Annotated in this window: 26 protein-coding genes, 1 tRNA gene and 1 pseudogene; 19 read left to right on the top strand and 9 right to left on the bottom strand. The window is 56.8% G+C overall.

The features are described from left to right. Positions 1-224: 224 nt before the first annotated feature. Together ACP15F_RS12935 and ACP15F_RS12930 are read left to right on the top strand one after the other, a co-directional pair. Positions 225-1,124: a porin gene (locus ACP15F_RS12935; RefSeq protein ID WP_424941241.1), complete on the top strand. Its 900-nt coding sequence runs from the start codon at positions 225-227 to the stop codon at positions 1,122-1,124. 92 nt (positions 1,125-1,216) lie between these two features. After that, the gene (locus tag ACP15F_RS12930; RefSeq protein WP_424941240.1) at positions 1,217-1,870 is read left to right on the top strand and encodes a YggS family pyridoxal phosphate-dependent enzyme; all 654 of its coding nucleotides are present in this window, start codon (positions 1,217-1,219) and stop codon (positions 1,868-1,870) included. An 83-nt stretch (positions 1,871-1,953) separates the two neighbouring features. Here ACP15F_RS12930 and ACP15F_RS12925 read toward each other — a convergent pair whose 3' ends face one another. Together ACP15F_RS12925 and ribA are read right to left on the bottom strand one after the other, a co-directional pair. Further along, positions 1,954-2,442, bottom strand: a complete 489-nt coding sequence (locus ACP15F_RS12925; protein WP_424941632.1) for a L,D-transpeptidase family protein — start codon at positions 2,440-2,442, stop codon at positions 1,954-1,956. 20 nt (positions 2,443-2,462) lie between these two features. After that, positions 2,463-3,542, bottom strand: coding sequence for a GTP cyclohydrolase II (ribA, locus tag ACP15F_RS12920; RefSeq protein ID WP_424941239.1), 1,080 nt, complete (start codon positions 3,540-3,542; stop codon positions 2,463-2,465). A 151-nt stretch (positions 3,543-3,693) separates the two neighbouring features. On the opposite strand from ribA, the gene ACP15F_RS12915 reads away from it, so the two are divergent. Further along, positions 3,694-4,380 (top strand): response regulator transcription factor, encoded by a 687-nt coding sequence (locus ACP15F_RS12915; protein ID WP_108857892.1) that lies wholly within the window; start codon positions 3,694-3,696, stop codon positions 4,378-4,380. A gap of 100 nt (positions 4,381-4,480) precedes the next feature. Here the strand turns inward: ACP15F_RS12915 and ACP15F_RS12910 are convergent, their stop codons facing one another. The 3 genes from ACP15F_RS12910 to soxR all read right to left on the bottom strand — a co-directional run bounded on the left by ACP15F_RS12910 (position 4,481) and on the right by soxR (position 6,549). Further along, positions 4,481-5,101: a hypothetical protein gene (locus ACP15F_RS12910; RefSeq protein ID WP_424941238.1), complete on the bottom strand. Its 621-nt coding sequence runs from the start codon at positions 5,099-5,101 to the stop codon at positions 4,481-4,483. Positions 5,102-5,287: 186 nt separating this feature from the next. Next, a complete protein-coding gene (locus ACP15F_RS12905; protein ID WP_424941237.1) occupies positions 5,288-5,998 on the bottom strand; it encodes a VIT1/CCC1 transporter family protein in 711 nt (236 codons plus the stop codon). An 86-nt stretch (positions 5,999-6,084) separates the two neighbouring features. After that, positions 6,085-6,549 (bottom strand): redox-sensitive transcriptional activator SoxR, encoded by a 465-nt coding sequence (soxR, locus tag ACP15F_RS12900; RefSeq protein WP_424941236.1) that lies wholly within the window; start codon positions 6,547-6,549, stop codon positions 6,085-6,087. Between the two features lie 85 nt (positions 6,550-6,634). On the opposite strand from soxR, the gene ACP15F_RS12895 reads away from it, so the two are divergent. The 5 genes from ACP15F_RS12895 (at position 6,635) to ACP15F_RS12875 (ending at position 9,706) form a co-directional block, all read left to right on the top strand. Then, positions 6,635-7,012: a VOC family protein gene (locus ACP15F_RS12895; RefSeq protein ID WP_424941235.1), complete on the top strand. Its 378-nt coding sequence runs from the start codon at positions 6,635-6,637 to the stop codon at positions 7,010-7,012. An 87-nt stretch (positions 7,013-7,099) separates the two neighbouring features. Continuing rightward, complete coding sequence (locus ACP15F_RS12890) at positions 7,100-7,888, top strand: exodeoxyribonuclease III (protein ID WP_424941234.1); 789 nt, start codon at positions 7,100-7,102, stop codon at positions 7,886-7,888. A gap of 55 nt (positions 7,889-7,943) precedes the next feature. Beyond that, positions 7,944-8,846 carry a thioredoxin gene (gene trxA, locus ACP15F_RS12885; protein ID WP_424941233.1) on the top strand — a complete coding sequence of 301 codons (903 nt, stop codon included), beginning with the start codon at positions 7,944-7,946 and terminating at the stop codon, positions 8,844-8,846. Positions 8,847-8,873: 27 nt separating this feature from the next. Then, a complete protein-coding gene (locus ACP15F_RS12880; protein ID WP_424941232.1) occupies positions 8,874-9,518 on the top strand; it encodes an LON peptidase substrate-binding domain-containing protein in 645 nt (214 codons plus the stop codon). After that, positions 9,515-9,706, top strand: coding sequence for a Trm112 family protein (locus ACP15F_RS12875; protein ID WP_108857882.1), 192 nt, complete (start codon positions 9,515-9,517; stop codon positions 9,704-9,706). Before ACP15F_RS12880 ends, ACP15F_RS12875 begins: the two co-directional genes overlap by 4 nt. 60 nt (positions 9,707-9,766) lie before the next feature. Here ACP15F_RS12875 and ACP15F_RS12870 read toward each other — a convergent pair. Beyond that, a tRNA-Gly gene (locus tag ACP15F_RS12870) sits at positions 9,767-9,840 on the bottom strand. A 322-nt stretch (positions 9,841-10,162) separates the two neighbouring features. Between ACP15F_RS12870 and ACP15F_RS12865 the strand changes: the two genes are divergently transcribed. From ACP15F_RS12865 to ACP15F_RS12835, 7 genes and pseudogenes are all read left to right on the top strand, one after another. Next, on the top strand, positions 10,163-10,753 hold the full coding sequence (locus tag ACP15F_RS12865) for a TetR/AcrR family transcriptional regulator (protein WP_424941231.1): 591 nt from the start codon (positions 10,163-10,165) through the stop codon (positions 10,751-10,753). Next, positions 10,750-11,013: a hypothetical protein gene (locus tag ACP15F_RS12860; protein WP_424941230.1), complete on the top strand. Its 264-nt coding sequence runs from the start codon at positions 10,750-10,752 to the stop codon at positions 11,011-11,013. Before ACP15F_RS12865 ends, ACP15F_RS12860 begins: the two co-directional genes overlap by 4 nt. Positions 11,014-11,021: 8 nt before the next feature. Continuing rightward, on the top strand, positions 11,022-12,188 hold the full coding sequence (locus ACP15F_RS12855; protein ID WP_424941229.1) for an aromatic ring-hydroxylating oxygenase subunit alpha: 1,167 nt from the start codon (positions 11,022-11,024) through the stop codon (positions 12,186-12,188). Beyond that, positions 12,185-12,430 carry a hypothetical protein gene (locus ACP15F_RS12850; RefSeq protein WP_424941228.1) on the top strand — a complete coding sequence of 82 codons (246 nt, stop codon included), beginning with the start codon at positions 12,185-12,187 and terminating at the stop codon, positions 12,428-12,430. Before ACP15F_RS12855 ends, ACP15F_RS12850 begins: the two co-directional genes overlap by 4 nt. Positions 12,431-12,442: 12 nt before the next feature. Continuing rightward, positions 12,443-13,078: pseudogene (locus tag ACP15F_RS12845) on the top strand (ABC transporter six-transmembrane domain-containing protein); the annotation flags it as partial. Next, on the top strand, positions 13,075-13,560 hold the full coding sequence (locus ACP15F_RS12840; RefSeq protein ID WP_424941227.1) for a hypothetical protein: 486 nt from the start codon (positions 13,075-13,077) through the stop codon (positions 13,558-13,560). The pseudogene ACP15F_RS12845 and the gene ACP15F_RS12840, both read left to right, overlap by 4 nt. Before the next feature lie 8 nt (positions 13,561-13,568). Further along, complete coding sequence (locus ACP15F_RS12835) at positions 13,569-14,630, top strand: 2Fe-2S iron-sulfur cluster-binding protein (protein WP_424941226.1); 1,062 nt, start codon at positions 13,569-13,571, stop codon at positions 14,628-14,630. 113 nt (positions 14,631-14,743) lie between these two features. Here ACP15F_RS12835 and ACP15F_RS12830 read toward each other — a convergent pair whose 3' ends face one another. Genes ACP15F_RS12830 through ACP15F_RS12820 form a run of 3 tightly spaced genes read right to left on the bottom strand, consistent with a single transcriptional unit; the run spans position 14,744 to position 19,335 of the window. After that, entirely contained in the window at positions 14,744-17,788 is a 3,045-nt protein-coding gene (locus ACP15F_RS12830; protein WP_424941631.1) for an efflux RND transporter permease subunit, read from the bottom strand. A gap of 11 nt (positions 17,789-17,799) precedes the next feature. Continuing rightward, positions 17,800-18,867 carry an efflux RND transporter periplasmic adaptor subunit gene (locus ACP15F_RS12825; protein ID WP_424941225.1) on the bottom strand — a complete coding sequence of 356 codons (1,068 nt, stop codon included), beginning with the start codon at positions 18,865-18,867 and terminating at the stop codon, positions 17,800-17,802. A gap of 9 nt (positions 18,868-18,876) precedes the next feature. Continuing rightward, positions 18,877-19,335, bottom strand: coding sequence for a MarR family winged helix-turn-helix transcriptional regulator (locus tag ACP15F_RS12820; RefSeq protein WP_424941224.1), 459 nt, complete (start codon positions 19,333-19,335; stop codon positions 18,877-18,879). Between the two features lie 366 nt (positions 19,336-19,701). Between ACP15F_RS12820 and ACP15F_RS12815 the strand changes: the two genes are divergently transcribed. The 4 genes from ACP15F_RS12815 (at position 19,702) to ACP15F_RS12800 (ending at position 26,403) form a co-directional block, all read left to right on the top strand. Continuing rightward, on the top strand, positions 19,702-20,790 hold the full coding sequence (locus tag ACP15F_RS12815; protein WP_424941223.1) for a TRAP transporter substrate-binding protein: 1,089 nt from the start codon (positions 19,702-19,704) through the stop codon (positions 20,788-20,790). 114 nt (positions 20,791-20,904) lie between these two features. Beyond that, positions 20,905-21,897, top strand: a complete 993-nt coding sequence (locus tag ACP15F_RS12810; protein ID WP_424941222.1) for a TRAP transporter small permease subunit — start codon at positions 20,905-20,907, stop codon at positions 21,895-21,897. Positions 21,898-21,908: 11 nt separating this feature from the next. Continuing rightward, entirely contained in the window at positions 21,909-24,563 is a 2,655-nt protein-coding gene (locus ACP15F_RS12805) for a TRAP transporter large permease subunit (protein WP_424941221.1), read from the top strand. 253 nt (positions 24,564-24,816) lie between these two features. Beyond that, positions 24,817-26,403 carry an ABC transporter substrate-binding protein gene (locus tag ACP15F_RS12800; RefSeq protein ID WP_424941220.1) on the top strand — a complete coding sequence of 529 codons (1,587 nt, stop codon included), beginning with the start codon at positions 24,817-24,819 and terminating at the stop codon, positions 26,401-26,403. Positions 26,404-26,412 lie beyond the last annotated feature (9 nt).

Raw genomic sequence — 26,412 nt, 5'->3', positions numbered from 1 at the left:
AAATGCTGTAAATCACCCCTATATTCGCAGAATCACTTGATATTGCGGGTTTTCGCCGGATGCGGGAAAGAAACTGTGGCATAGAAGCACCAATGCGCCCCGCAAACCGTTTCAGACGTTTCAGCCCGCTTGCAATGACCGCCGGAAAGGTGGAATTACCCAAGCATACTCAATTCGGATTCCCCTGAATTGAGGTCAACTCTTGAAATATGAGGGAAAACGAAATGAAAAAGATTCTCTTCGCTTCGACCGCTCTGGTCGCTTCTGCTGGCTTCGCAGCCGCTGAAATCAGCTTCTCGGGTGAAGCTGGCTTTGGTGTAACTTACCTTGACGGCCGCGTTTCTGTAGACGCTGGTGCTGACGGCGTTGTGGGTACTGCTGATGACGTAGTAACCGCCATCGACGACTGGCAGCCTGACTACTACACCACTCTGTCGGTTGCCATGACTGGCGAAACCGATGGTGGCCTGTCGTTCGGCGCAGACTTCGACATCACCATGGACGGCGGCGCAACTGCTGTTGGTGACACCGAAGTATACGTTGAAGGCGGCTTCGGCAAACTGACCGTTGGTGCTGTTGGTTCGGCCACCGACGCCAAACTGGGCCTGTCGGACATCGGTTACTCGGGTCTGGGCATGGACAACGTTGCAGAAGCTCTGATCGACGCTGGCGACATCGGCAACATCATGTACTCGGGCTCGTTCGGTGACTTCACCGTTGCTGCTTCGTACGACATGGCTGGTGTTGAAAACTTCTCGCTGGCAGCCATCTACTCGATGGGCGACTACGAATTCGGTCTGGGTTACGACGACTGGGGCAACGCTTCGAACTCGAGCGTTATCTCGGTTAAACTGGGCGCAGACATCGGCGATATCGCTCTTGACGCTCTGTACTCGCGTAACGACGATCTGGACGTAACCAGCTACGGTCTGACCGCTGCTTACACCATGGGTGCTGCAACCGTAACGGCTGCTTACTCGGAAGTTGACGTTGCAGGTGCTTCGGCTGACGCATACGGTCTGGGCGTTTCGTACGACCTGGGCGGTGGCGCTTCGGTTAACGCCGGTGTTGGCGAAGTTGGCGGCGTAACCGTTGCTGACCTGGGCATCATCATGACCTTCTAATCCTAACGGATTATTTGGAATGGGAAGAGCGGGCCTTGCGCCCGCTCTTTTCTTTTGGGACATCTGTCATTGTAGAAACGACAGGATGACCCATGGCACTTTCAGACATTCAAGACCGCATTGCCAAGGAAGAGGCCCGCATGGGTCGCACCCCGGGATCGGCGCAATTGATTGCCGTGTCCAAGGTTCAGCCGTTAGAGCGCGTGGTTGCTGTGTTGGAAGAAGGTCATCGCGTCTTCGGTGAAAACAAGGTGCAAGAGGCCGCTGGAAAATGGCCTGACCTGAAGGAAAAGTTCGACGGGGTCGAGCTTCATCTGATCGGCCCGCTTCAGACCAACAAAACTCGGCAAGCCATGGGGCTGTTCGACGTGATCCATTCCGTCGACCGCCCAAAGCTGGCCCGTGCCATCGCCCGCATTGCCGAGGAAGAAGGTCACTGTCCCCGCCTGTTTATTCAGGTGAACACGGGCGAAGAAGACCAGAAAGCGGGTGTTCTGCCGGATGATTTGTCCGAGCTGGTGGCCCTATGTCGCGAACTTAACCTGCCTGTTGAGGGTCTGATGTGCATCCCGCCTTCAGACGAAGAGCCTAGCCTGCATTTCGCGCTTTTGGCCAAATTGGCGAAACAGAACGGGTTTGAGGGGCTTTCGATGGGGATGAGCGGTGATTTCGAACGCGCGGTTGCGCAGGGCGCGACTTATGTGCGCGTCGGCTCGGCGATTTTTGGCGAGCGGGATTATGCGTAGAGGCTTGGCCCTAGGTCGCGTAGGGGCTTTGCCCCTCGAGCCTGCGGCTCTCACCCCAGGATATTTTTGGTAAGAAAATAGAGTTAGCGGACAATGATCCGGCTTCGCTGGGTCCAACGTTCGAGAATCCAGCGCAGGTCATTTGGTGCGAAGGCCAAGCAGCCCGCCGTTGGGTGTCGTGGTTTGCGCCATTGATGCACGAAAATGGCCGAACCTTTGCCGGGGGTGGCATCCGGATAGTTCCAATCGCTGAACAGTACCACGTCGTAAAGTGGCGCGGTCATGCGCATCTTCTCATGGCTGTGGGGATAGTTCGGGGCGCGTAGCCCGTGATTATAGGCTGGATCGGCAGGGTCGTCGGACCAGATATCCATCGGGCCGATGGTGTTCAGGTCAAACTGGGTATCAGGATGGGACAGACGATCCGCACGAAAGTTGCCACCCAACAGGCGCCAGACACCACGGGGGGTTGCTCCGTCGCCTTCATGTTTGTCGTCGGTCATGCCACCGCGCCCGATCGCCACGGGAAAGCGCCGCCCCATGAAGCGCGCGCCCCAGCGGGTGACGACCATGTCGTGACGGCGGGGAAAGGTCACAGAAGGTGCCCGGATTTCTTGGCTTTGGTCGCAAGATAAGCCGCGTTATGCGTGCCTTCGCCGACCTTAAGCGGCACGCGCTTGGCCACTTTGATGCCGTTGTCTTCCATCATCGCCACTTTACGTGGGTTGTTTGTCATCAGTTTGACCTGAGAGAACCCCATGGACTTCAGGATTTCGGACCCGATACGGAAATCGCGTTCGTCGTCTTCAAAGCCCAGACGGTGGTTGGCCTCGACCGTGTCAAACCCTTGATCTTGAAGGGAATAAGCGCGCATTTTATTGGCAAGGCCAATGCCGCGGCCCTCTTGGTTTAGGTAAAGCAGTACGCCTGCGCCACCTGCTCCCATAGCCGCCAGCGCGGCGTTCAGTTGCGGGCCGCAATCGCATTTCAGGCTGCCCAGCACGTCGCCGGTGAAACAGGCCGAATGCAGCCGCGCCAGTACCGGTTCAGAGCGCGAAGGGCGTCCGATTTCGACAGCATAGTGTTCCTCGCCCCCATCTTCAGGTCGGAAAATATGCAGCCGCCCGGTCTCGGATACCTGCATGGGCAGGCGGGCATGGACCACGGGTGCCAGATGCAGATCACGGAGCGTTTCAGGGTCCAGATGCACCAGCGTTAGACCATGAGACAGGGCCAGGGTGTCGGCATCCTGCGTTTCCACGACTAAGGCGGACGGCAAAAGCTGTGCTGTTTTGCACAGCGCAATCGCGTGCGCCTCAAGCGCGTCATCACCACCGCGGCAGGTGCGAAATGGGCCTTTCATCGGGTGCGACAGGTCATCCGCCGGATCTGCGACCGAGGCAATCCAACGGGTATCCGCATCTGATGGCAGCTCGATCCGCGCCACCCGGTCGGAGTAGGCGCGCGCCTTCAGCGTTTCCGCCCGTCTCGGCGTGATCGCCAGAACAGCGTCCCCTAAGGCCCGCAAGCTGTCCAAACGCCCGGCGGACAGGGTTTCGGCAGCCGCAGCGATCACATCCCGCCCGTCCAGCCGCAACACAACCGGCACCCCCATACGCAAATCGGCGCGGGCGCGGGCAAGAAGCTCGGTCTGGTTTGGGGCAAGCGTCATGGCGTTCCTCTCCCGCCTTAGATAGGCGGTTATGACACGATATGAAACATTTCCCGGTGAATTGACACGAGGCCGTGAGAGTTTTGTTGCATATCTTGTCATTTCCGTGCGCGCCCACAAATCTATCAGCAACACGACAGAGGAGGGCGCCATGTCCACGTTGAAAAAGATTTTGCTGGTAGATGACGACGAGGATCTGCGCGACGCGTTGGCCGAACAGCTGCTGATGACCGAGGATTTTGACGTTTTCGAAGCCGGAAACGGGGCCGAGGCGATCACCAAGTCCAAGGAAGCGCTGTATGATCTGGTGATCCTCGACGTGGGCTTGCCCGATACCGATGGTCGCGAACTGTGCCGCGTGATGCGAAAGCAGGGTGTGAAATGCCCGATCCTGATGCTGACAGGTCATGACACCGATGCGGACACCATTCTTGGTCTGGACGCGGGTGCCAATGATTATGTGTCGAAACCCTTTAAATTCCCGGTGCTTCTGGCCCGCATCCGCGCCCAACTGCGCCAGCACGAACAATCCGAAGACGCCGTGTTCCAGCTTGGGCCGTATACGTTTAAGCCGTCCGTGAAGATGCTGGTGACCGAGGATGACCGCAAAGTTCGCCTGACCGAGAAAGAGACGAACATCCTGAAGTTCCTCTATCGCTCGACCGATGGTGTTGTGGCCCGCGATGTGCTGCTGCACGAGGTCTGGGGCTATAACGCAGGCGTCACGACCCACACGCTGGAAACCCACATCTATCGCCTGCGCCAAAAGATCGAGCCCGATCCCTCGAACGCACGGCTGCTGGTGACAGAAAGCGGCGGGTATCGCCTGAACGCTTAAAGATCCTCCTGTGCCCGAGGTTAAGGGCACATTCCTCCCTGAAGACTGACCGGGCCCGCGTGGCCCGGTTTTTTTTAGTTCCCGATGGTATGAATTGCGATCAGCGGTTATTCGACTTCAACCAATCTCCCAGTCGGTCTCTTACCTGATGCAGACCGGCGTCTCGTAGCCTCCGATCATAGTCAGCACACTTTTCGAAATAGGCGATCTGTTCTGACTCATAGAAATTGTCTTCGTTTGCATCCGACCACTCAACAAAATCGACCGCTTCAGTCAGAATTTCCTTGGCTTGGCTCAGCCCTAAAGTGTCGAGGGTGGGCAAAGCATTGCGAACGCCGTCTACGCCCCAGTTAGCAACGCCACTCTCTACGCCACCTGACACAACATAGTTGTTGAGGCCGACCGCATTGAGGCACAGTTTTTCCGCGTCGCTCAACGACTTGCCTTTTGAACTCTTCTCCCACGCAATTTCATGAAGTTGATCGACCGTCTTGAACTGGGAACCTTTTGGCCGAAAAACGAACGCGAGGATCGTTCCTGCAACAAAGACCAAAAAAGAGTAGAGCAACCAATCATTCAAGTAAGGTTGCACCCAGTCATGGCGCCGATGCGTAATCCCGATTGCGCGAAACGCGACCATCACGCCATTAAAGCACATAGAGAAAAAGGCCAAAGCAGCTATCGCAATAAAAAATGCCTGGGCGAGTGATCTTTCCTGCATCTTCAATCCTTTTTAACCAATGCCCATTTGTCTCCCGGAAATGAAGCACAATCAAGGAATTGATTGAGGTTGTGGCGAAACGGAACCGAGCTGGCAATTGATCCCTCACTCCTCCGACTTTGGGGCATCATCTTCCACCGCTAGAGCCCTGAGATGGGAGTTCGTAGAATCGAACCGTGTTGCCCCCTACGTGTTGAACAAACTCCCCACCCCATAAGCCAACCCTGCCGCCGCGCCTCCGATCAGCAGGGTCTCAATCGCTGATCGCCACCACGGGCTGAGCGACCAGTGGCTTTTCAGCGCGCCGATGGCAAAGAAGCTGGCCATGGTCATCCACGCGGACAAGGTGAAGGCGGCGTCGAGTTTCAGTATGAAGGGCAGCAGAGGAACCATGCCGGCAATAAGGAACGCCACGAAGGTCGTTGTGGCAGATCGCAGTGGATTAGGGTCTATTCCGCCCAGCCCGTACTCGCCCTCCATCATCATCGCGATCCAGTTTTCCTTGTCTTTGGTGATGGCGTCTGTTGCCTCGTCCAGGATTTGGTCTGACAGGCCTTTTTGCGACAGGATCTCGCGGACCTCGCGCCATTCGCCTTCGGGGTTTCGTGCGATGTGGTCTTCCTCGATCTTTCGGATGCGCAGGAAATTGTCCTGTTCCGCTTTGGTCCCGGAATAGGCGGCGGCCGCCATGGAAAACCCGTCGGCCAGCACATTTGCCAGCCCAAGAATGACGATGATGAGTGGCGACAGCCCGGCGCCCGCGACGCCCGCGACGATGGCGAATGTGGTCACCGCGCCGTCGATGGCGCCATAGACGGCATCTTTCAGAACTCCACGTCCGGGTGGTGCGCCGATGCGAGCGGTGATCTCTTGTGGGCTGTGTCCATGATCCGTCATGTATGGTCTCCTTCAGGGCAGTCTGAACGGCTGTTCGCCGCGCCGCCTTAAGGCAGATCAAGATGCTGGTCGAGGTCCAGCTGTATTTAGTCCTCGGGTCTCACGGCTTGATCCCCCATCAGATATCGTGGTCCCGCCCCTTTATCCGCCGCGACATCATCCGGGTTGTAAAGCGCACAACGATCCAGTGACAGGCACCCACACCCGATGCACCCGTCTAACTTGTCGCGCAGGCGGGTTAGAGCCTGAATCTGTTCATCCAACTCGGCGCGGAAGTCCTGAGATATTTCAGTCCAGTCCTTGGCGGTGGGTGTGCGGCTTTGGGGAAGGCGGCCCAGAACCTCGCGGATACGATCCAGCGTGAAGCCGAACTTTTGCGCGATCATGACGAAGCTCAGGCGGCGGATGTCGGATCGTAGAAACCGCCGCTGCCCGCCCGCATTGCGTTCCGGCGCGACCAGTCCTTGCGTCTCGTAAAACCGGATCGCGGACACGGCCAACCCGGTGCGGTCTGCCAGTGTGCCAATGGATATCTCGTTTCTGCGTTCCATGCGCAATCTCCGAAAGAAAAAGCTTGAGCTAAAGTAAGCTTTAGGAATTATCAACCGAGTCGCAACGAAGATCAAGGAGGCCGAAATGGCAAATCTAGAGCATGTGAATGTGACCGTCAGCGACCCCAAAGCAACCGCCGCGTGGCTGGGCGCTGTGTTTGGTTGGAAGATCCGCTGGGAAGGCGACGCGATGTCGGGTGGCTATACCGCTCATGTGGGGGATGAAGACAGCTATGTGGCTCTATACACGCCCAATATGGCAATGAAAGACCCGCAGCATTCCTATACCACCCGTGCCGGATTGAACCATGTGGGTGTCGTTGTTGATGACATTGACGCAGTCGAGGCGCGTGCGAAAGCTGCTGGATTCAAACCGCATAATCACGGGGACTACGAGCCGGGCAAGAGATTCTATTTCGACGACCATGACGGCGTTGAGTGGGAAGTAGTATCCTACGCTTGATGAAATAGGGGCGGGTCAAACTCGCCCCTGTTCTCTTTTTGATCCGTCCAGTATGGTCGCATCAAACGTGCGAAACCGGAGGACGCAATGAGCTTCACCCTAGCCACTTGGAACATCAACTCGGTCCGTCTGCGCGAGCCGATTGTGCTGAAGCTGTTGGAAGAAGAGGCACCCGATGTGCTCTGCCTTCAGGAATGTAAAAGCCCGGTCGAGAAGATCCCGCTCGAAGGGTTCGCGGCGCTGGGCTATACGCACATGGTTGCGCGTGGGCAGAAGGGCTATAACGGCGTTGCGATCCTGTCGCGCATCCCAATGGTCGAAACCGAAAGCTTTGATTTCGCCGATCTGGGCCACGCCCGCCACATTGCAGGGCAGCTGGAAAACGGCGTGACCGTGCACAATTTCTATGTCCCCGCAGGCGGTGATGTAGCGGATCGCGAGGTGAACGAGAAGTTTGGCCAGAAGCTCGATTACCTGTCGGACATGCGCGATCATTTCAGGAAGGCCAAGCCACAGAAATCGATCCTTGTGGGCGATCTGAACATCGCCCCGCGCGAAGACGATGTCTGGTCGCACAAACAGCTTCTGAAAGTAGTCAGCCACACCCCAGTCGAGGTCGAGGCGCTGGGTGATGTGCAAGATGCCGCCGGTTGGGTCGACATTACCCGTCAGGATATTCCCGAAGGGCAGCTTTACAGCTGGTGGTCCTATCGGGCCCGCGACTGGAATGCTGCCGACAAAGGTCGTCGTCTAGATCACGTCTGGGCCACGTCCGATATCTCGAATGCGGGTCACGGCTCGCGGGTGGTGCGCGATGCGCGCGGCTGGGAAAAGCCGTCGGATCACGCGCCGGTATTCGCGACATTCGACCTTTAAAACCTGTCTTACCCACGCCATATAAGCGTTAAATCTATCAAACGGAGCCAAAGCCATGGAATTCGGACTGGACGGCGCGTCTGCGGGCGTAGAACTGATCAAAGATGTGGGCGAAGCGACCTTCATGCAGGACGTGATCGAGGCCTCGCAAGAGGTGCCAGTGATCGTCGATTTCTGGGCGCCGTGGTGTGGCCCGTGCAAAACGCTTGGTCCAGCTTTGGAAGCTGCCGTGACTGAGGCAGGCGGCAAGGTTCGAATGGCCAAGGTGAACGTGGATGAAAACCAGGCGATCGCAGGTCAGATGCGTGTGCAGTCAATCCCGACCGTCTATGCCTTCTTTCAGGGTCAACCCGTGGATGGTTTTCAGGGCGCAGTTCCCCCCAGCGAGATTAAAGCTTTCGTGGATCGCGTTGCTGAGCTTGGCGGTGATGGCGGGCTAGCGGATGCGATTGCTGCCGCCGATGAAATGCTGGAAGCTGGCGAAGTGCAGGACGCTGCTCAGACCTATGCCGCAATCCTTGAAGAAGACCCGAATTCGGCCGCAGCTTATGCTGGTCTGGCCCGCACACATCTGGCTGTAGATAACGCGGATGACGCCGAGGCGACACTGAATGGTGCCCCTGCTGAGATCTCGGACGCGCCCGAACTTGAAGCTGTCCGTGCCCAAATCGAACTTGCCCGTCAGGCCGAAAGTGCTGGCCCCTTGGCCGAACTGCGCACCGCGGTGGATGCTAATCCCGACGATCACCAATCGCGCTTTGATCTGGCCATTGCAATGAATGCAGATGGTGATGTGCAAGGCGCAGTGGATGAGCTTTTGGAGCTTTTCCGCAGGGATAGAGACTGGAATGACGCGGCCGCCAAACAGCAGCTTTTCACCATTTTCGATGCTCTGGACGCCAAGGATCCGATCGCTCTGACGGGTCGTCGCAAGCTGTCGTCGATGATCTTTGTGTGAACGGAAAAGTCGCGCTAGACTGGTGTTATGATCTCATCAGCTGACTTGCCGGATATTCTTCCGATCTTCCCCTTGCCGGGCGCGCTGCTTTTGCCCCGTGGCCGGCTTCCCCTTCATGTGTTCGAGCCGCGCTATCTTGCGATGGTCGACGATGTGCTGAAAACGCCCCAGCGGTTGCTGGGAATGATCCAACCCATTGGCGAAGAATGCGGTGAAGATACGCGGCTGCACAGCATCGGATGCGCAGGGCGGATTACATCGTTCACGGAAACTGATGACGGGCGCTATATGGTTACACTGACTGGCGTGTCGCGCTTTCGTTTGGGGCCGATCGAAACGGGGTTCACACCCTATCTGAAAGCACAGATGGGTTGGGACAGTTTCGACCGCGACCTCGGCAAGCCAGAGCATGACCGAGGTCTGAATCGAGAGGCGTTTCTGACGCTGCTGACCCGCTATTTCAATCTGCAGGAATTGCAGACCGATTGGGAAAGCCTTGAAGCGGCCGAGGACGAATTGTTGATCAATGCCTTGTCCATGTTGTGCCCCTTTGCGGCCGAGGATAAGCAGGCACTGCTAGAGGCCCCCTCGCTGCCAACGCGCCGTGAAACTCTGGTAACTCTTATGGAATTTGCGTTGCGCAAAGGCGCGGGCGAGGAGAAAGTTCAATGACCACCCCAGCGGAAACCAAGTTCGACCGCCGCATGATCGAAGCACTGGTCTGCCCTGTTACGCAGACCCAGCTGACCTATGACGCGGACAAGCAAGAGCTATTGTCAAAGGCCGCCAATCTGGCCTTTCCGATCCGTGGCGGTATTCCGGTGATGCTGGTCGACGAAGCACGCAAGATCGAAGACTGACGCGCGATCAAGGCGAATTACAGACCGGTTGGCCGCAGTTCCAGAGATTTCGGGAAGGTTTGGAGCGGGCGGCGGGAATCGAACCCGCGTCATTAGCTTGGAAGGCTAAGGTCTTACCACTACACAACGCCCGCGCAGTAGAATTACTAACTAGAACAAGCGAAAATTGAGGTCAATAGGACCTTTTCTGCAAACGCAAAAACTCTGCCGCCTGACCCATCTTGGGCTTTTTCGGCACAGGCGCGCAAAATATGTTCACTGGTTTCGCCTTGCGTATCCATCCGCGCACAGAACTATGAATCCGAATTTGCTCTTCAGAAAGGTGGTTTGCCTTGTGCAGATCGATGGCCGCTTTCTGCTGCAAGGTCGAGGATGATCGCAGCAAACATTAATTGTCATGATTGACAAATTACTTCGAGTGTTTATTTGTCATTTGTGACAATAAACGAGGAAGCCATGGCACGCCCCAGCTTGAAAGATCAAAGAACCGAGGAAATTCTTGACGCATACCTGACGTGTGTGGCGCGATTTGGCCTTGAAGGCGCGACGCAGGAACGTATCGCGGTGCAGGCGGGTGTGAAGCGACCGTTGCTGCGTCATTACCTGGGTAACAAGGATCAAATGGTCGCGTCGCTTGTGGCGCACGTGGTTGAAGGCTTTACACTTTCGACCGCAGCAATGAGCGAGGCGGTGGATGACTTGAGCTCACCTGAGCAACTGGTCGAGCTATTGTTTATGGAAAACGGTGGGTCTGACCCACGCTTGATGTTGGCTTGGCAGGCGCTGACCGCTGCTGTGGAGGATTATCCAGACGCCCGCGCACCACTGCTCGCAAGCCTTGAAAGATTTATTGCCGTGATTGAACGATCGCTGGCCCGCATGTCCCCCGAATCTGATCGCGGAACAATTCGCGCTGCGGCGCAGGGAATTACCTCGTCCTACGTGAATCTTGACGCCATGACGCCGCTGCAACCTCCTGCAGTATGGCGTGATGAACTGAAACAGGCCGCTCTTATCCTCGCGGCCAGTCTGGAGACCCCGAAATGAACACCTCCCGCGTTCTTAACTACGTCGCGTTCCCGGTCCTCGTGATCGCTGCCCTTCTTGGATTGTACTGGGTTTGGGGTTTGCTTTTCCTGTGGTGGATCGTGCCTGCGATCTCAACAGGCCAATCCCATCTGGTTTTTGAAGTGAACCGTGACGAAGACCCGGTGTTGTTTTGGGCGGTCACAACGCTCTGGGCTTTGTTCGGCCTTATGATGTTCGCCGCATCCCTGTTTCCGCAATATTCCCATTGGCTTGTATGAGGTTTGCTATGACCAATATGTACCACCGCCTGCCCGTCGAGGCGTACACATCGCAAGACTGGTTCGACCGCGAACAACGTCTGATTTTTTCACGCAGCTGGCGGTTTGCCGGCCTGGTCGAGGACGTGCCCGAGCCGGGGCACTACATCTCGGTCCAGGCTGGGCTGAACAACATTTTCATTGTGATGGGACGTGACCATCGGCTGCGGGCGTTTCACAACATCTGCCGCCACCGGGGTACGCAGTTGATCCGCGCTGTCGGCAAGACGCAAAAGGCGCTGACCTGTCCGTATCATGATTGGACGTATGATCTTGAAGGCAACCTGATTTCGGTGCCGGATGAGGCGACAGAATACCCGAACGGGATCGACAAGAAGTGCCTTGGTCTGAAGGCTGCCAGTGTCGATGTCTGGCGTGGCATGCTGTTTGTGCATCCTGACCCTGATGCGCCGTCTCTGGTCGAGTGGTTTGGCGCGGTGGATCCTCATCTTGGCCCGCATAAGCCAGAGGAACTGGTGGAATATGAAGAAGCACGTCAGAGCTATGAAATCAAAGCCAACTGGAAGATCGTCGTCGAGAACTACATCGATGTCTATCATCTGAGCCATCTGCATTCGAATACGCTCCACATGTATGACCATGCGAAGGCCGAGTATGGATGGAAAGGGCCGCACTACCATTTCTGGGAGCCGCCCTCGGCCGATTATGCCAAGGACTTGGAAGCAAACCTGCCCACGCCTCGCGTGATCGCTGAGCCACATACAGGCGCGTGGGTGCCAATGCTGTTTCCGGGGATTGGGCTTGGCGCAAGCGAGGACAGTTGGAACATCTTCATCATCACGCCGTTGGGTCCAAACCTGACACGCGTGGAAAATCGTACCAAACTGGCCAATGTGTCTAGCTGGGAGTTTACCAAACAGGGCTGGAGCAGCTGGAACTTCTGGAAAGGCTTTGGCGGACCGAAATACAACGATCACGACGCCACAGGAGAGGATGACCCGATGGCTTCGGGCGATTTCACTGCCGAGGATGTCTATGCCTGCGAACAGCAGCAAAAGGCATTGGTCAGTCCGCATCTTGAGATCGGACCCGCGGCGATTGGGGAAAGCCCGATCACTGGGCACCAGCAGGCCATTCTTGATTTCATGACCGTTGAGGAGGCGCGCGAAAAATGAGCCGCCTGTCCGAACGTCGCGTTGGGTTGATGGAGGGCAAGCCGCTGACACTTCGCGGTTTGTTCGCGGCCTTTTGGCCACAAGTCGGAGTGACCTGGGCGATGACATTGGTCGAGGTGGGTCTTTTTGCAGTGATCCCGTTGCTGATCGGCTTCGCCATCGACGGTCTTCTGGCGGGCGATTTTCTAGCGTTCTATCAATTAGGTGGCGCGCTGGCAGGGTTGATTCTTCTGGGCACATAACGACGGCTCTATGATACGCGCGCTTATGGGTTCATGCGCGTAGAGCTGGGCAAGGCGCTGGCGCGCCGATCACCCGGCATGCCGGTCTCGAAGCTGAGCGCGCGGATGGGGATGGGGCATGAGCTGGTCGATTTCCTTGAAGAGGAAGCACCAGAAAGCATGACTGCACTTGTCCGTCTGGGCGCCGCAGTGGTGATCTTGCTTAGTTTTCACCCGACATTGGCGTTGGTCTCGGCGGGGGCATTCTGTGCTGTGCTGGCTATTTATGGCTTGGCACACCGTCGATTTTTCCGCCTGAACAGTGCGCTGAACGAAGAGGTCGAAAAGCAGGTCAAAGTGCATGAGACCCGTTCGCTGCCTCGGCTTGGCGCGCATCTTCTGGCCCTTCGTAAGTCAGAAGTGCGCGTCTCGGATACAGAAGGTGTGGTCTATGGTCTGATCTTTGCCGTGCTCTTGGGTGTGGTGATGTTCAATCTGTGGTTCGCAACTCAGGAAATCGAGATCACCACCGGCAAGATTTTTTCGATCATCACTTATAGTTGGGATTTCGTCGAGGCAGCGCTGGTACTGCCGATGACACTGCAATCGCTGTCACGCCTTGGTGAAATCACAACACGCATCAATCAAACCAAGGGAAACGATACATGAAACGTATTACCGCAACCGCGATTGGGCTTGTTCTTGCAGCAGGGTTGGCACTGGCCGCTCCGAAATCGGAGCCGATGGATCTAGCCCAACGTTACTTCGCCGCGAATGACGAGGCGGGGTTGGCCAACAGTTGGCAAGATTGGCATCCCGAAGCCGAGCATTCGATCACAATTAAGTACGGCATGGGTGAGCCTGACGACCAATTCAACTACAAGACGGCAGACTGGGAAACGACACCCGATTGGGGGGATGATCCCGAGTATGCCGAGACCATGCGAGGCTATACCGAGACCTTCCGCAAAGACCCTTCGTTTCGCACCGAAGAGACTGATGAAGGCACCGTCATAACCGCGACCACTTGGGTTAGCTATCTGTGGCAACGGTATCGTGGTCAGATGAAGCAGACAGATCGCTTTCTGATCGTCTCCCATCTGGGTACGCCGGTCATTCGGTCGCTGACCACCACAATCGACTACCGTTGAGGTCCACAATGTCGCGCGATTTTCACAGACTGACTGTTGCCAGTATCACCCCGGAAATAGACGGGGCGGCCACCAGCGTTGTTTTCGATGTCCCTGATGTCTTGCAAGACGATTTCCGCTGGGCGGCTGGGCAGCACCTGACCCTTCGATTTATGCTCGAAGGTCAGGAAGAACGGCGCAGCTATACCATCTCGAACCCTCCGGGTAAGGCGCTTCGGATTACTATCAAGCGGGTCAAGGATGGCAAAGTATCCAACCATATCGGTGACGCGCTTTCCGTTGGGGACGAGGTCGACGTCATGCCCCCTTTCGGTGGCTTTACCCTGACCCCAAGCACTACGGCGCGACGCACGCACTATTTCTTTGGCGCTGGCAGTGGGATCACACCGTTATTTGCGATGATCAATGCAGTGCTGTCGCATGAACCACATTCGGTCGCACACCTGATCTATGGCAACGCTGACGCGAACAGCATCATCTATCAGGAATGTCTTACTGGCCTAACTGATCAGCATTCAGATCGATTGACGGTACGCCATGTCCTGTCCGCGCCGTCAATCTGGAGCTGGTTTACACCATGGCGAACAGGCAGGGTTGATGCCGAGGCAATCGCGGCGGCTATTGGCGAAACACCTCCTGAAGCGCAGGACGTCCAATATTGGATTTGTGGCCCCGGCAAGATGAACCAAGATGTAAAGTCTGCGTTGATGGCGGTCGATGTTCCCGCAAATCGCATCCACATGGAAAGCTTCGGTGGGGGCCCCAAGGCCGAAGTGAATGCTGACGAAACGGTAGCAGCGAAAGCCAGTGTTTCACTGAACGGTTCGACGCATGAATTTATGGTCGATAAAGGTGAGACACTGCTGACTGCTGCATTGGCCGCCGGAGTAGACATCCCCTTTAGCTGCCAATCCGGCGTCTGTGGTGCCTGCAAGGCGCGGTTGACCGAGGGCAAAGTCCACATGACGGCTCACATGGCGCTTGAGGACGCGGATATCGCGAAGGGTGACATCCTGTGTTGTCAAAGCGTTCCATTGTCCGAACGGTTGGACCTCGTTCTTGAAGAATAGAACTGTCAGTTGGAAAGTGCCGAGCCCACACATCCAGCCTTCAGCACCAATTGTAACAAAAAGGGCGACCCAATGGGTCGCCCTTCTCTTTTTGCGTCTGTGAGTGGAGTAGGTCAGGTCGCAGGGTTGGCTTCGCGTTTTTCGTCGCGTTTGAAGAACACGTAGTAGAACACCGGAGCGGCAACCAGCGTCAGGATCGACGCGAAGGCCAGACCGCCCATGATGGTGATCGACATTGACACGAAGAACGCGTCGGTCAGCAGCGGTGCCATACCAAGGATAGTGGTGACGGCGGCAAGAACCACCGGGCGTACCCTTGATGCCGAAGCTTCGATAATCGCAGGGCGCAATGCTTTGCCCTCGGCGCGGACAAGGTCGATTTCTTCGACCAGAACGATTCCGTTTTTGATCAGCATCCCGGACAGGCTGAGCAGACCCAGAAGGGCGGTAAAGCTAAACGGCATGCCTGTACCAAGAAGCCCGACGACAACCCCGTTCACCGACATGGGCACCAGAAGCCAGATGATGATCGGCTGACGGATCGCATTGAACAATAGGATCGAGATCATCACCATGATCAGAAGGCTGATCGGAAGCTGTGCCCCAAGGCTGGCCTGCGCTTGGCTTGAGTTCTCGAACTCGCCACCCCATTCCAGCTTGTAGCCTGCGGGAAGCGGCATGGCCTCGATCGCGGCGCGGATCTCGGAATGCGCATGCGCGGCGGTGACATCCGGCACCACATCCGCCCCGACCGAGATCGTGGGAACGCGATTGCGGCGATGCACCAGTGTGTTTTCTGTGCGCACCTCGAAACCGTCGGTCACCTGTTCAATGGGAAGGTGGCTGGCGGCAACCGGGGAATAGACCAACTGATCATAGATGTTGAACGGCTCGTCCTGTGGCTTGCGCATGAAAATCGGGATCTGACGTTCCCGTTCGCGATAGACGCCCACACGCTGCCCATCAGTAGCAAACTCAAGCGTGGCGGCGATGTCTTCGCGGTTCACGCCTGCAGTTTGGGCACGTTCGGTGGCGTAGATCGGTTTGATCACCAGTTCCTGCTCGCGCCAGTCCGTGCGCAGGTTCAGAAGATTGTCCGAGTTTTCTTGCATGATCTGTGCGGCTTGGTCAGCCAGTTCTCGCAAGACCTTCGGGTCGCTGCCCGAGAAGCGGGCTTGAATGGGATCTCCGCCACCAGGGCCAAAGACCAGACGCTGCACGCGGAACTCGGCCTGCGGGAAAGTTTCCTTGCCGAAGTTTTCAAGCCGCGCATGCAAGTCTGGAATGTCGTCCAAAACCTCGGTGCGGATGATCAGGTGGCCATAGCTTTGATTGTCCTTGCCGCCATCATAAGTCAGCATGAAACGGGACGCGCCACGTCCGGCATAGGACGCAACCGACACCACCTTTTCCTGCTCAAGAAGCCACGCTTCCATCTGGTTTAGGTCATCTGCCACCTGATGGATCGAGCTGCCTTGCGGAAGCTTGTAATAGACAAAGAACAGCGGTGTGTTCGAGTTCGGGAAGAACTGCTGCTTCACCTGACCAAAGCCTGCAAAACAGACCACCGTGATAGCGACCAGCGCGGCGATCACCATCCAACGCGCCGACAGGGCCAGATCAAGCGTGCGCTTGTACATGCGGAAGAACGGCCCGCTATAGGCGTCTTCGGCGTTTTGATTGTCATGCTTGAACAGATAGTGCCCCAGCAAAGGTGTCACGGTCAGCGCCAGCACCCAAGACAGAAGCAGCGAAATGCCGATCACCGCAAACAGCGAGAACAGGAATTCGCCGGTGGAATCAGGCGACAGCCCGATGCCTGCGAAGGCCATGATGCCAATGACGGTCGCACCCAGAAGCGGGATCTGTGTTTTCTTGGCGGCGTCATCTGCGGCCTGACGCGAGTTGCGTCCGCGCAGCATCGAGATCTGCATCCCTTCCGCAACTACAATGGCATTGTCCACCAGCATCCCCATCGCGATGATCAGGGCACCCAGCGAAATCCGCTCCATCTCGATCGAGAAAAGCCACATGAACAGGATCGTGCCAACCACGGTCAACAGAAGTGTCGACCCGATCACAATGGCTGCACGCCAGCCCATGAAGGCCCCCAGCACGACAATCACGATCCCTACCGACATGGCGAGGTTCACAAGGAAGTCGTTCGAGCTTTGCTCGACCACAAGGTGCTGCTGATAGATTGGGTGCAGGTCGATCCCGTGTGGGATGTTTTCGCCAAGTTGGGCCAGTCTTGCGTCGACACGGTGGCCCACTTCGACGATGTCTTCGCTTTCAAGGCCGGCGATGGCGATGGTGAACGCTTCTTGACCGTTGAAACGGATGATCTGATCGGGATTTGCCACCCGCTCGCGCGAGACTTGGGCAAGGTCTGCGATGTTTACCAGTACGCCGTTTACGCCCACGTTCAGCGATGCGATGTCGCCGATGGTTTCCGAGCCTTCCGGCGCGCGGAACATCGTGCGGCCAGCGTCGTTGTTCAAACCGCCCGCAGCTGCGACCGAGTTGGACGTCGATACTGCCCCGGCAATGGCATTGGGTGGAATGCCCTGATTGACCGCCAGCGTCATGTTGGGTTCGATATAGATCACCTCGGACGGTAGGCCCGCCAGATCTACATCTGCGACGCCATCGACCGCCAGCAACTCGCGCCGCATAAAGGTGGCGAGGTCATGCCGCTCAGCATCCGTGAAGCCGGGACTGGTGACGGCATAGTACAGACCAAACACATCCCCGAAACTGTCGTTCACGAAAGGAGCCAAAGCCCCCGACGGCAGGCTGCGCGAAGTGTCACGCACCTTGGCACGAAGTCGTGTCCAGATGTCTGGCAGCGCAGCGGCCGGGTAAGTTGACTTGATTTCAATATCAATGCGGCTTTCACCCGGGCGGTTGGTCGATGTGATCTTGTCGACCTCCTCCATCTTCTGAAGGGCGCTTTCCAGAGGTTCGGACACTTCGGTCGCGACCTGTTCGGCGCTGGCACCGGGGTACTGCGTGACCACTACGGCCTGCTTGATGGTAAAAGCTGGGTCCTCAAGGCGGCCCAAGTTGAAAAAGCCATATGTCCCACCAAACAGCATGGTGAGGATGATCAGCCACGTATAAAGCGGCTTCTCGATCGAGGCGCGTGCGATGTTCATCATGTCGGGCCTCAGTTCGCAAAGCCGTTAAAAGGACGTACGGATTCACCGTCCTTCACCGAGGACGCCCCGGCAGCGACGATGATGTCGCCATCTGACAGGCCCGAGGTCACAATGAAGCTGCCGTCCGGGGCAGTTGCCACCTGAACCGGGACGGCGGCGATGGTACCTTTGCCGTCGGCACCTTCAACAAAGCGCATTGCGACGGTGTTGCCTTGTGGATCGACCGCGATGGCGGTTGCGGGCAGTTTAATCTCGGAGGCGTTGGTGGTCGCGCTGATGCGGACGTCGACAGAAGAGCCGGGAAGCAACTGAAGGTCTTCAACGGGCTCCATTCCAAGGGTTAGGCGATACGTCTGACCAGCCGCCGCGGCTTCGGCGTTAAACTCGCGAATTCCAAGCGGATAGGCTTCGTCGTGGCCTGCGAAATGGGCCATGATCAGTATGTTTTCTTCATCCCCGGCGGACTGAAAAAGGATCTCGGGCACATCGATCTCGATGCGAATCTCGCTCATGTCATGCAGACGCGCGATGGGGGCGCCGGCTCCGATGGTGTTGAAGTTGCCGACGTTGCGCGACGCCACAAGCGCGTCAAACGGTGCATAAAGCGTGGCGTTGTTCAAATTCTTCTCGGCCTGACGGAACGCGATGTCAGCAAGGCTGGTCTGCGTTTCAGCGTCGTCAATCGTCACTTGGCTGACCGTGTTCCCACGCAGTTTTGTCAGGCGTTCAAGCGTGCGGTCAGCCTGATCTTTCTGAACGAGGGCTTGCTCAAGCGCCAACGAGAACGGCTCTTGGTCCAGCTGCGCAATCAGGCTGCCTTCGGGCAGAAGTTCGCCCTCGATGATCGGCAAATCGACAATCTGACCGCCGACCTGAAACGCCAGATCAATGGTCTGGCGGGCAACGACCTTGCCATAGAAGGTGCGCGAGAACGTCTGCTGGCTTTCCGAGATGGTCATCAGCTTGACGGGTTTCACGGTGTCCGGCTGGGTGGTGCTGTCTTGTGCGGCAGCAGTGCCAAGGGACAAAGCGGTTGCCAATGCAACAGCAACTAGGGGACTGGTACGATGGGTCATGTGCCTCACTCAACCGTTGTTTAATTCTTGAATTTTCAGGTGGATCTTCAAAGAGATTTGGGCGAATGCTTCGACCTCGTCATCTGACAGGCCCAGAGTTTCGTGCAGAAGCTCGTGGGCAAGCCCGACGATTTCCTTGCGCTGTTGCTGGCCTTTCTCGGTCAAGCACAACAGCCATGCGCGGCGGTCTTCCGGGTCACGCATCCGCTCAATCAAGCCGCGCTCTTCCATTTGGTCTGCGACGGTTGTCATGGTTGACGGCAGCGCGTCCAGATCACGGGCCAATGTGCCGATCCGTTTGGGGCGATCCAGCTTGACCAACACCTTGCGCTCCAATGTAGGGCCGCTGCAGTCATCGCCCGGCTGACGCATGTTCGTGTCGATATAGGTATAGAGCGAAAAGACACCCATCAGGGCACGCAGCTCGGGTTCAAGCCCGTCGGGGTCAAATTCAGTTTGCGCGTTCATTCGATGGAGTCCTTCTTTGGTGAGTGCTCAAATATAGTTCAGAAAATGAAATGTCCAGAAATTAAATTAATACGGCTTCGGAGGGAATCGGACGCGACGTCAAGCAGGCTGTCGCGAAGAAAGGGATGTCAATTCGGTGCATGTTGCGCTTCAGTTCAACTGAAGCGATTGCATCCCGTTGTTAGTTCTGTAGGGCCGACAGTGGGATAGGTGTTAATTGGTAAGAAAATTTTACCAGTTAAGTAGATTCCAATTGAAATCTAAATCTAGCTGCGTAGTAATTGGCGTGGCAGCGCAGGCGGGCCAGTGCTTATCCTGTGCGTCCCAGAAGAATAGAATTGAGAACTCGGAGGAGGAAATTCCAATATGGAACGCCGTAAGTTTCTAAAAGGTGCAGCGCTGGGCGCTGGTGCAACCGCTCTTGCAACGCCCGCACTTGCCCAAGGTGGCAAGACCATGACCATCGTATCGACATGGCCACGCGACTTCCCGGGCCTGGGTATTTCGGCCCAGCGTCTGGCTGCTCGTATCGGCCAACTGTCTGACGGTGCGCTGAATGTTGAGTACTTTGCAGCCGGCGAACGTGTTGGTGCTTTCGACTCGTTTGACGAAGTTGCTTCGGGCAACGCGCAGGCCTACATCGCAGCCGACTACTACTGGACCGGCAAGCACCCGGGCTTTGCTTACTTCACTTCGGTACCGTTCGGCATGTCGACCCCGGAATGGAACGCATGGATCCGTTTCGGTGGCGGTCAGCAGCTGTGGGACGAAGTCTCGGGCGAGTTTGGCCTGAAGGCATTCGCTTGTGGCTCGACCGGCACGCAGGCTGGCGGCTGGTTCAACAAAGAAATCGAAAGCGCAGACGACCTGAAGGGTCTGAAAATGCGTATGCCGGGTCTGGGTGGTCAGGTTCTGTCGAAACTGGGCGCATCGACCGTGTCGCTGCCGGGTTCGCAGATTTATGAAAACCTCGTATCGGGCGCCATCGACGCGACCGAGTGGGTTGGTCCGTACAACGACTACTTCATGAAGTTCTATGAAGCCGCCAAGTTCTACTACACCGCAGGTATGCACGAGCCAGGTGGCGGTCTTGCCATGGGCATGAACGCAAGCTGGTGGGGCGGTCTGTCCGACTATGAAAAGGCAATCATCGAAGCGGCCTGTGTTGAAGAGCACGCATACGCCCACGATGAAACCATCGCGAAGAACGGTGAATACCTGACCAAGCTCGTCGACGAGCAGGGCGTACAGGTTCGTTCGTTCAACGACGACGTCTGGGATAGCTTCGGTGAAGCAGCTGCAGAAGTCTTTGAAGAAACACGCGACCACTCCGAGCTGGCTGCGCGTATCAATGATGACTTCCAGGCAAAGCTGCGTGAAATGGGCAACATGATGGCTCAGTTCGAGATCGGCTATGTAAACCAGCGTAACCGCGTGTTGGGTCTGGGCGAATAATTCGCTGATCGTTAAAAAACAATCTGAGCGGGGCCGAAATGGCCCCGCTCTTTTGTAAGGCACAGAAGCGACCACTGCTTTGACGCCTTACTCCAACCGACCTCGGGGGAGCTGATGGCAACCGATTTTTCCGACATTTCACGCGAAGGCAGTCCGGCAATCACGGCACGGCTGTTTGCATGGGGCATGCTTGGCTTCTTATTCGCGTTTCTAGTGAACAACGCATTGGTGGTAGGCTTCGGCATGCCCGGCACGAAGCCAATCTTTCAAGGCGGCGCGACCGGTGGTAGCTGGGCCAATCTTGCGGTCTATATCGTCAGCGTCGGCGTTGCCGCCGTCTATGTGCTTGGCACCAAAGCAACCGCGTTGCGCTGGGATGCGATGAAGATCCACAAGTTCAACGTCTATCTGATCCGCGCAATGTTCTGGTCGGTCTTGCTGGTTGGCATCGCCGACAGTGCCATCGCTTTCATGCGGGTCGAAGGCATTCTTGCTGGCATGTTCAGCGAAGAAACCACCAAACTGTTCAATAAATCGCGCTGGGTTGGCCCGTATATCCACATGCCGCTGATCGTGGCTGGTTTTGTCATCGCCTTGTTTACCCGGACCTTGGGGTTCACGTGGCTGGCGTTGATGATCGTCGCGGCCGAACTTCTGATCGTGATCTCACGCTTTGTCTTCAGCTATGAACAAGCGCTGATGGGCGATTTGGTGCGTTACTGGTACGCGGCCCTGTTCCTGTTTGCATCAGCCTATACCCTGTTCGAGGAAGGCCACGTCCGCGTTGACGTTCTGTACGCAGGCTTTGGGCGTACCACCCGTGGTTTCGTAAACGCCTTTGGATCGATCGTGTTGGGGATGAGCACCGTTTGGGTGATCCTCGTCGTTGGTTTCAACGGCAAGACCGCGATCATCAACAGCCCCATCGTCAACTTCGAGATTTCTCAGGCTGGCGGCGTTGGCATGTTCATCAAATACCAGATGGCCGCCTTCCTAGGCGTGTTTGCCATCACCATGCTGATCCAGTTCGTCAGCTATTTCCTTGAGGCCGTCGCCGACAGACGTGACGAGCCCGGACACCGAGAAGTCGCCCCGGCGGCCCACTAAGGACACGACAGATGGAATTCTACTTCCTAGCCCTTCTTATTCTGATCATGGCCGCAGCCCTTGGGTCCGGCTATCCCGTGGCCTTTGCGCTTCCCGGCGCGGCCATCATCACTATCGGCCTTGCGGCCGGTGCCGGTTACATTTTTGCAGGCTCGACAGATGCCTATTTCCACTCGGGCGGACCAAACCAATGGCTGTCTGCCGGGGTGACGAACCTTAGGGGCGTCTATTGGGAGGTCGAGAGGGATACCCTGATCGCCATCCCACTGTTCATCTTCATGGGCATCATGCTGCAACGCTCGAAGATCGCCGAGGACCTTCTGGTTGCGATGGCACAGCTGTTCGGCCCCGTGCCGGGTGGTCTGGGCATTTCGGTTGTCTTCGTGGGTGCGCTGCTGGCGGCCACCACAGGGATCGTCGGCGCAACCGTTGTGGCGATGGGCCTGATTTCACTGCCTGCGATGCTGCGCAACAACTATTCGCCGTCGCTGGCGACGGGTACGATTGCGGCCTCGGGTACGCTGGGGCAGATCATTCCGCCCTCGATCGTGCTGATCATTCTGGCAGACCAGTTGGCCTCGGCCACGGACCAAGCTTCGACCGCGCGTAAAGCGCTGCACAAGGACGCGACCGGAGAGTTGTCGATGCCGTCTGTGTTCGACGTCGGCTCGACTTCGGCGGGCGAGATGTTTTTGGGCGCGTTCATTCCGGGTATGCTGCTGGTTGGGCTTTATATGGCCTATATCCTTTTCTACGCGATCCTGAAGCCCAAGCAGGCCCCGGCTGTGCCCTATGAGGGCAAGTATGACGGCGCTTTCTTGAGAAACATGCTGATCACTCTGGTGCCGCCGTTGGCGCTGATTTTCCTTGTTCTGGGGTCGATCATTGCCGGTGTTGCTACGGTAAACCAAGCAGGTGCAATCGGTGCCGCGGGTGCGATGATTATGGCCGGCTATCGCCTGCCGAAAGCCAGCAAATCGCTGTACTATCCGGCGCTTTTGGCCATTGCCGCTTTGGCCGTCATTGCCTTCGCTCTGATTAATTTCGACATGAACGTGAAGGCTGTCGAGGATAGCTCGGACCGGTTCGGGATCATTCTGGGAGCCGTCGGGTCAGTCATGCTGATGGCGGCACTGGTGTGGTCCTGCTGGCGCGTTCTGAAGATTGAGAACACGCTTGCCGGTGTCATGCTGGAAACCGCCAAGACGACTTCGTTGGTGTTCATCATCCTTCTGGGTGCCGCCATGCTGACCGCCGCCTTCCGTGCATTCGGGGGCGAGGATCTGGTGAAAGAATTCCTACTGGGCTTGCCCGGCGGGTTCTGGACGCAGTTCTTCATCGTTATGTTGGTGATCTTCGTTCTGGGCTTCTTCCTGGACTTCATCGAGATCGCCGTGGTCGTGGTGCCGATCGTGGCCCCGATCCTGCTGGCCGATCCCGAGGCAAACATCACCGCCGTTTGGCTGGGTGTGATGATTGGTTTGAACATTCAGACCAGCTTCCTGACACCGCCCTTTGGCTTCGCGCTATTCTATCTGCGCGGGGTTGCCCCGGCGATCGTGAAGACGGTGCAGATGTACAAGGGCGTGATTGCCTTCATCTCGCTGCAGATTGCGGCGCTGGTGATTGTGGGTCTGTATCCGCCTTTGGTGAACTATCTGCCAAACCGCGTAAGCTTCCTGTCGGAAAGCAGCCCGCCGCCGCGTAACCCGAAGCTACAGCTTTGCGTCGAGGATTACGTAGGCCAGCAACTGGCAGAAAGCTCGGCCACGCGTGATGCAATCGCCGCTGCACGCGGGCTTGATCTGTCAGCGCTGCCGAAGGATCTGTCGGGTGACCTGACTGATGGTCTGGATGCTGCAGATAACGCTGTTGCACAGCTGGATGCTGCCTTTGTTGCGGCAGATAACGTGCAGGCTGCTTCGGGCGAATATCGTCCGCAGTTGCGACTGGTGCGCGGGATCGAAAAACAGATCCGAAATATCCAGCGCGAAGTGGATGAGTTCGAAAAGCTAGCCAGCCGGATGCGTGACGAAAGTCAGGCGGCTGAAAAGGCCAAGCTTGAGACGAAGGTCGCGGCTTTGAATGCCGAGATGGAACACCTTCATGCAGGGATCCCAGCAAGCTGGGCCGAGGTAAACAAGGAATTCCTGACTCTGACCAAGGCCGAAAACAACGCACGCTCCAAGTATCGTCGTGCCGCGGATGAGGCATGGGAAGCTCCGCTATCGGTTCTGGCTGTGCTTGACGCCAACGACGCGTTCGCCGCGTTGGAACAGGATCTGCGCGACATGAAGGCGACGATTATGTCGACGCCGGAAAACGAGGCGCAAGAGCTTGTGAATGAACTGTCCAAAGTGTTCGGCAAAGTCGAAGGTGCGGACGATGTGAAGAAGGCTCTTGGCAAAGCGCGCAAGGCACTGAAGTCCAAGACCCCGGATCGAGAGAAAGCAATGGCAGCTTATGAGGATGCTGTTGCCGCCTTTGAGGGCCAAAAAGCGTGGCGCGCCGACGCAGATGCCAAGCTGCGCGATGGGCTGAATGCCTATCTGGACGGAATCAGAGGTACGCTGGGTCTCCGCCAACAGCCGCGCTTTACGCGTGATCAGGCGTTAGAGATGGCTTCTTGTACGGCTTATCACCGTGACATCTCGCTTAACTTCTGATCTGTAAGCGCAAAGACATATATAAATATTTGAAAGGGCTGGATTTTATCTGGCCCTTTTTTTGTTGACCCACACCGACTTAGGGGGCTTCAAACTCTGAGTTTGCTGCAGGTGAGAGCCCCTCTATGTCGTAAACTTGTAACCGAGAGTCGGTATCCACCCTTGCGATGCGTCGGGTTCTGCGCAACTCTATTAGCCGAACCAATAAAAACGGCGGTCTATTGTCACACGCCGACCACTCAGGGAGCCATCAATGAAAAAAGAACTCGAATATCTGTCCAAACGCGTTGCGGAAAACAAACTGTCGCGTCGTGACTTCATGGGGCGTGCAAGTGCGCTGGGCGTATCGACGGCTGCAGCAAGTACCATGCTGTCCACCGCTGCTATGGCTGCTGGACCCAACAAGGGCGGCACCATCAAGCTGGGGATGAATGGCGGTGCCGGTACGGATTCGCTGGATCCGGGTCTGGTCGCGTCACAAGCACCTCGCGCTTCCTTGGGAATCTGGGGCGATACTCTTGTAAACGTATCGCCGGCCGGTGAGATCGATATGCGCGTTGCTGAAAGCATCGACAGCTCGGCTGACGCGAAAACCTGGCACTTCAACATTCGTCAGGGTGTAGAATTCCACAATGGCAAAACCCTGACCGCCGAAGACGCGATGAAAACGATTGAGCGTCATTCGAACGAAGAATCCAAGTCGGGTGCCTTGGGGATCGTGAAAGGCATCGAAAGCATGTCGGTCAGCGGCAACACGCTGACGCTGAACCTTGATACGCCGAATGCTGACCTTCCCTATCTGATGGCCGACTATCACCTGGTGATCCAGCCCAATGGCGGCATGGATGACCCCACCGCAGGCATCGGCTCTGGTCCTTACCAGATCGCAAGCAACGAGCCGGGCGTTCGTCACACCTTCACCAAATTCGCCAACCACTGGGACGACAGCGTAGGGCACGCAGATTCGGCCGAGATTCTGATCATCAACGACGCCACTGCGCGTATGTCGGCTTTGCAGTCGGGTCAGGTGCACATGGTGAACTCGGTTGATCCGAAGATTGCGAGCCTGCTGGATCGCGCTCCGAACATCACCGTGCAGAACGTCTCGGGCCGTGGCCACTATGTGTTCATCATGCACACCGACACGCCGCCCTTTGACAACAAAGAGCTGCGCCTTGCGCTGAAATACGCGATCAACCGTCAGGAAATGGTGGACAAGATTCTGCGTGGCTATGGTGGTGTCGGTAACGATATTCCGATCAACGCAGCCTACCCGCTGTTCGATGACAGCATGGAGCAGCGCGAGTACGATCCGGTCAAAGCCGCAGAGCACTATAAGAACTCGGGCCACGACGGAACACCGATCATCCTACGCGTCGCTGAAACCGCCTTCCCGGGCGCTGTTGACGCAGCTCAACTGTTCCAGCAGAGCGCGGCTGCCGCTGGCATCCCGCTGGAAATCAAGCGTGAGCCGAATGACGGCTACTGGTCGGAAGTATGGAACAAGCAACCGTTCTGTGCGTCGTACTGGACTGGCCGTCCGGTTCAGGATCAGATGTACTCGACCGCGTATTTGTCGACGGCTGACTGGAACGACACCCGTTTCAAAAATGCCGAGTTCGATAGCATGCTGCAAGCCGCCAAGGCTGAGCTGGATCCGGCCAAGCGTAAAGAGCTTTACAGCAATATGGCAAAGATCCTGCATGACGAAGGCGGCGTGATCGTCCCGATGTTCAATGACTTCATTGATGGCGTCAGCAACGACATCGGTGGCTATATGCCGGATCCGAACGCTGAACTGATGTCCGGTCTGGCAGCATCACGTTGCTGGTTGAAATAAGGGATTCTC

Origin of the sequence: Aliiroseovarius sp. S253 (assembly GCF_049800855.1) — a bacterium.
Taxonomy (GTDB): Bacteria; Pseudomonadota; Alphaproteobacteria; order Rhodobacterales; family Rhodobacteraceae; genus Aliiroseovarius.
The sequence above is the reverse complement of the archived record's forward strand: the minus strand, read 5'-3'. Positions and strand labels throughout refer to the sequence as shown.

Coding starts and splice junctions, on each gene's coding strand:
- ACP15F_RS12935 (WP_424941241.1), top strand. CDS start 225: ATGAAAAAGATTCTCTTCGCTTCGACCGCTCTGGTCGCTTCTGCTGGC.
- ACP15F_RS12930 (WP_424941240.1), top strand. CDS start 1,217: ATGGCACTTTCAGACATTCAAGACCGCATTGCCAAGGAAGAGGCCCGC.
- ACP15F_RS12925 (WP_424941632.1), bottom strand. CDS start 2,442: ATGGTCGTCACCCGCTGGGGCGCGCGCTTCATGGGGCGGCGCTTTCCC.
- ribA (WP_424941239.1), bottom strand. CDS start 3,542: ATGACGCTTGCCCCAAACCAGACCGAGCTTCTTGCCCGCGCCCGCGCC.
- ACP15F_RS12915 (WP_108857892.1), top strand. CDS start 3,694: ATGTCCACGTTGAAAAAGATTTTGCTGGTAGATGACGACGAGGATCTG.
- ACP15F_RS12910 (WP_424941238.1), bottom strand. CDS start 5,101: ATGCAGGAAAGATCACTCGCCCAGGCATTTTTTATTGCGATAGCTGCT.
- ACP15F_RS12905 (WP_424941237.1), bottom strand. CDS start 5,998: ATGACGGATCATGGACACAGCCCACAAGAGATCACCGCTCGCATCGGC.
- soxR (WP_424941236.1), bottom strand. CDS start 6,549: ATGGAACGCAGAAACGAGATATCCATTGGCACACTGGCAGACCGCACC.
- ACP15F_RS12895 (WP_424941235.1), top strand. CDS start 6,635: ATGGCAAATCTAGAGCATGTGAATGTGACCGTCAGCGACCCCAAAGCA.
- ACP15F_RS12890 (WP_424941234.1), top strand. CDS start 7,100: ATGAGCTTCACCCTAGCCACTTGGAACATCAACTCGGTCCGTCTGCGC.
- trxA (WP_424941233.1), top strand. CDS start 7,944: ATGGAATTCGGACTGGACGGCGCGTCTGCGGGCGTAGAACTGATCAAA.
- ACP15F_RS12880 (WP_424941232.1), top strand. CDS start 8,874: ATGATCTCATCAGCTGACTTGCCGGATATTCTTCCGATCTTCCCCTTG.
- ACP15F_RS12875 (WP_108857882.1), top strand. CDS start 9,515: ATGACCACCCCAGCGGAAACCAAGTTCGACCGCCGCATGATCGAAGCA.
- ACP15F_RS12865 (WP_424941231.1), top strand. CDS start 10,163: ATGGCACGCCCCAGCTTGAAAGATCAAAGAACCGAGGAAATTCTTGAC.
- ACP15F_RS12860 (WP_424941230.1), top strand. CDS start 10,750: ATGAACACCTCCCGCGTTCTTAACTACGTCGCGTTCCCGGTCCTCGTG.
- ACP15F_RS12855 (WP_424941229.1), top strand. CDS start 11,022: ATGACCAATATGTACCACCGCCTGCCCGTCGAGGCGTACACATCGCAA.
- ACP15F_RS12850 (WP_424941228.1), top strand. CDS start 12,185: ATGAGCCGCCTGTCCGAACGTCGCGTTGGGTTGATGGAGGGCAAGCCG.
- ACP15F_RS12840 (WP_424941227.1), top strand. CDS start 13,075: ATGAAACGTATTACCGCAACCGCGATTGGGCTTGTTCTTGCAGCAGGG.
- ACP15F_RS12835 (WP_424941226.1), top strand. CDS start 13,569: ATGTCGCGCGATTTTCACAGACTGACTGTTGCCAGTATCACCCCGGAA.
- ACP15F_RS12830 (WP_424941631.1), bottom strand. CDS start 17,788: ATGAACATCGCACGCGCCTCGATCGAGAAGCCGCTTTATACGTGGCTG.
- ACP15F_RS12825 (WP_424941225.1), bottom strand. CDS start 18,867: ATGACCCATCGTACCAGTCCCCTAGTTGCTGTTGCATTGGCAACCGCT.
- ACP15F_RS12820 (WP_424941224.1), bottom strand. CDS start 19,335: ATGAACGCGCAAACTGAATTTGACCCCGACGGGCTTGAACCCGAGCTG.
- ACP15F_RS12815 (WP_424941223.1), top strand. CDS start 19,702: ATGGAACGCCGTAAGTTTCTAAAAGGTGCAGCGCTGGGCGCTGGTGCA.
- ACP15F_RS12810 (WP_424941222.1), top strand. CDS start 20,905: ATGGCAACCGATTTTTCCGACATTTCACGCGAAGGCAGTCCGGCAATC.
- ACP15F_RS12805 (WP_424941221.1), top strand. CDS start 21,909: ATGGAATTCTACTTCCTAGCCCTTCTTATTCTGATCATGGCCGCAGCC.
- ACP15F_RS12800 (WP_424941220.1), top strand. CDS start 24,817: ATGAAAAAAGAACTCGAATATCTGTCCAAACGCGTTGCGGAAAACAAA.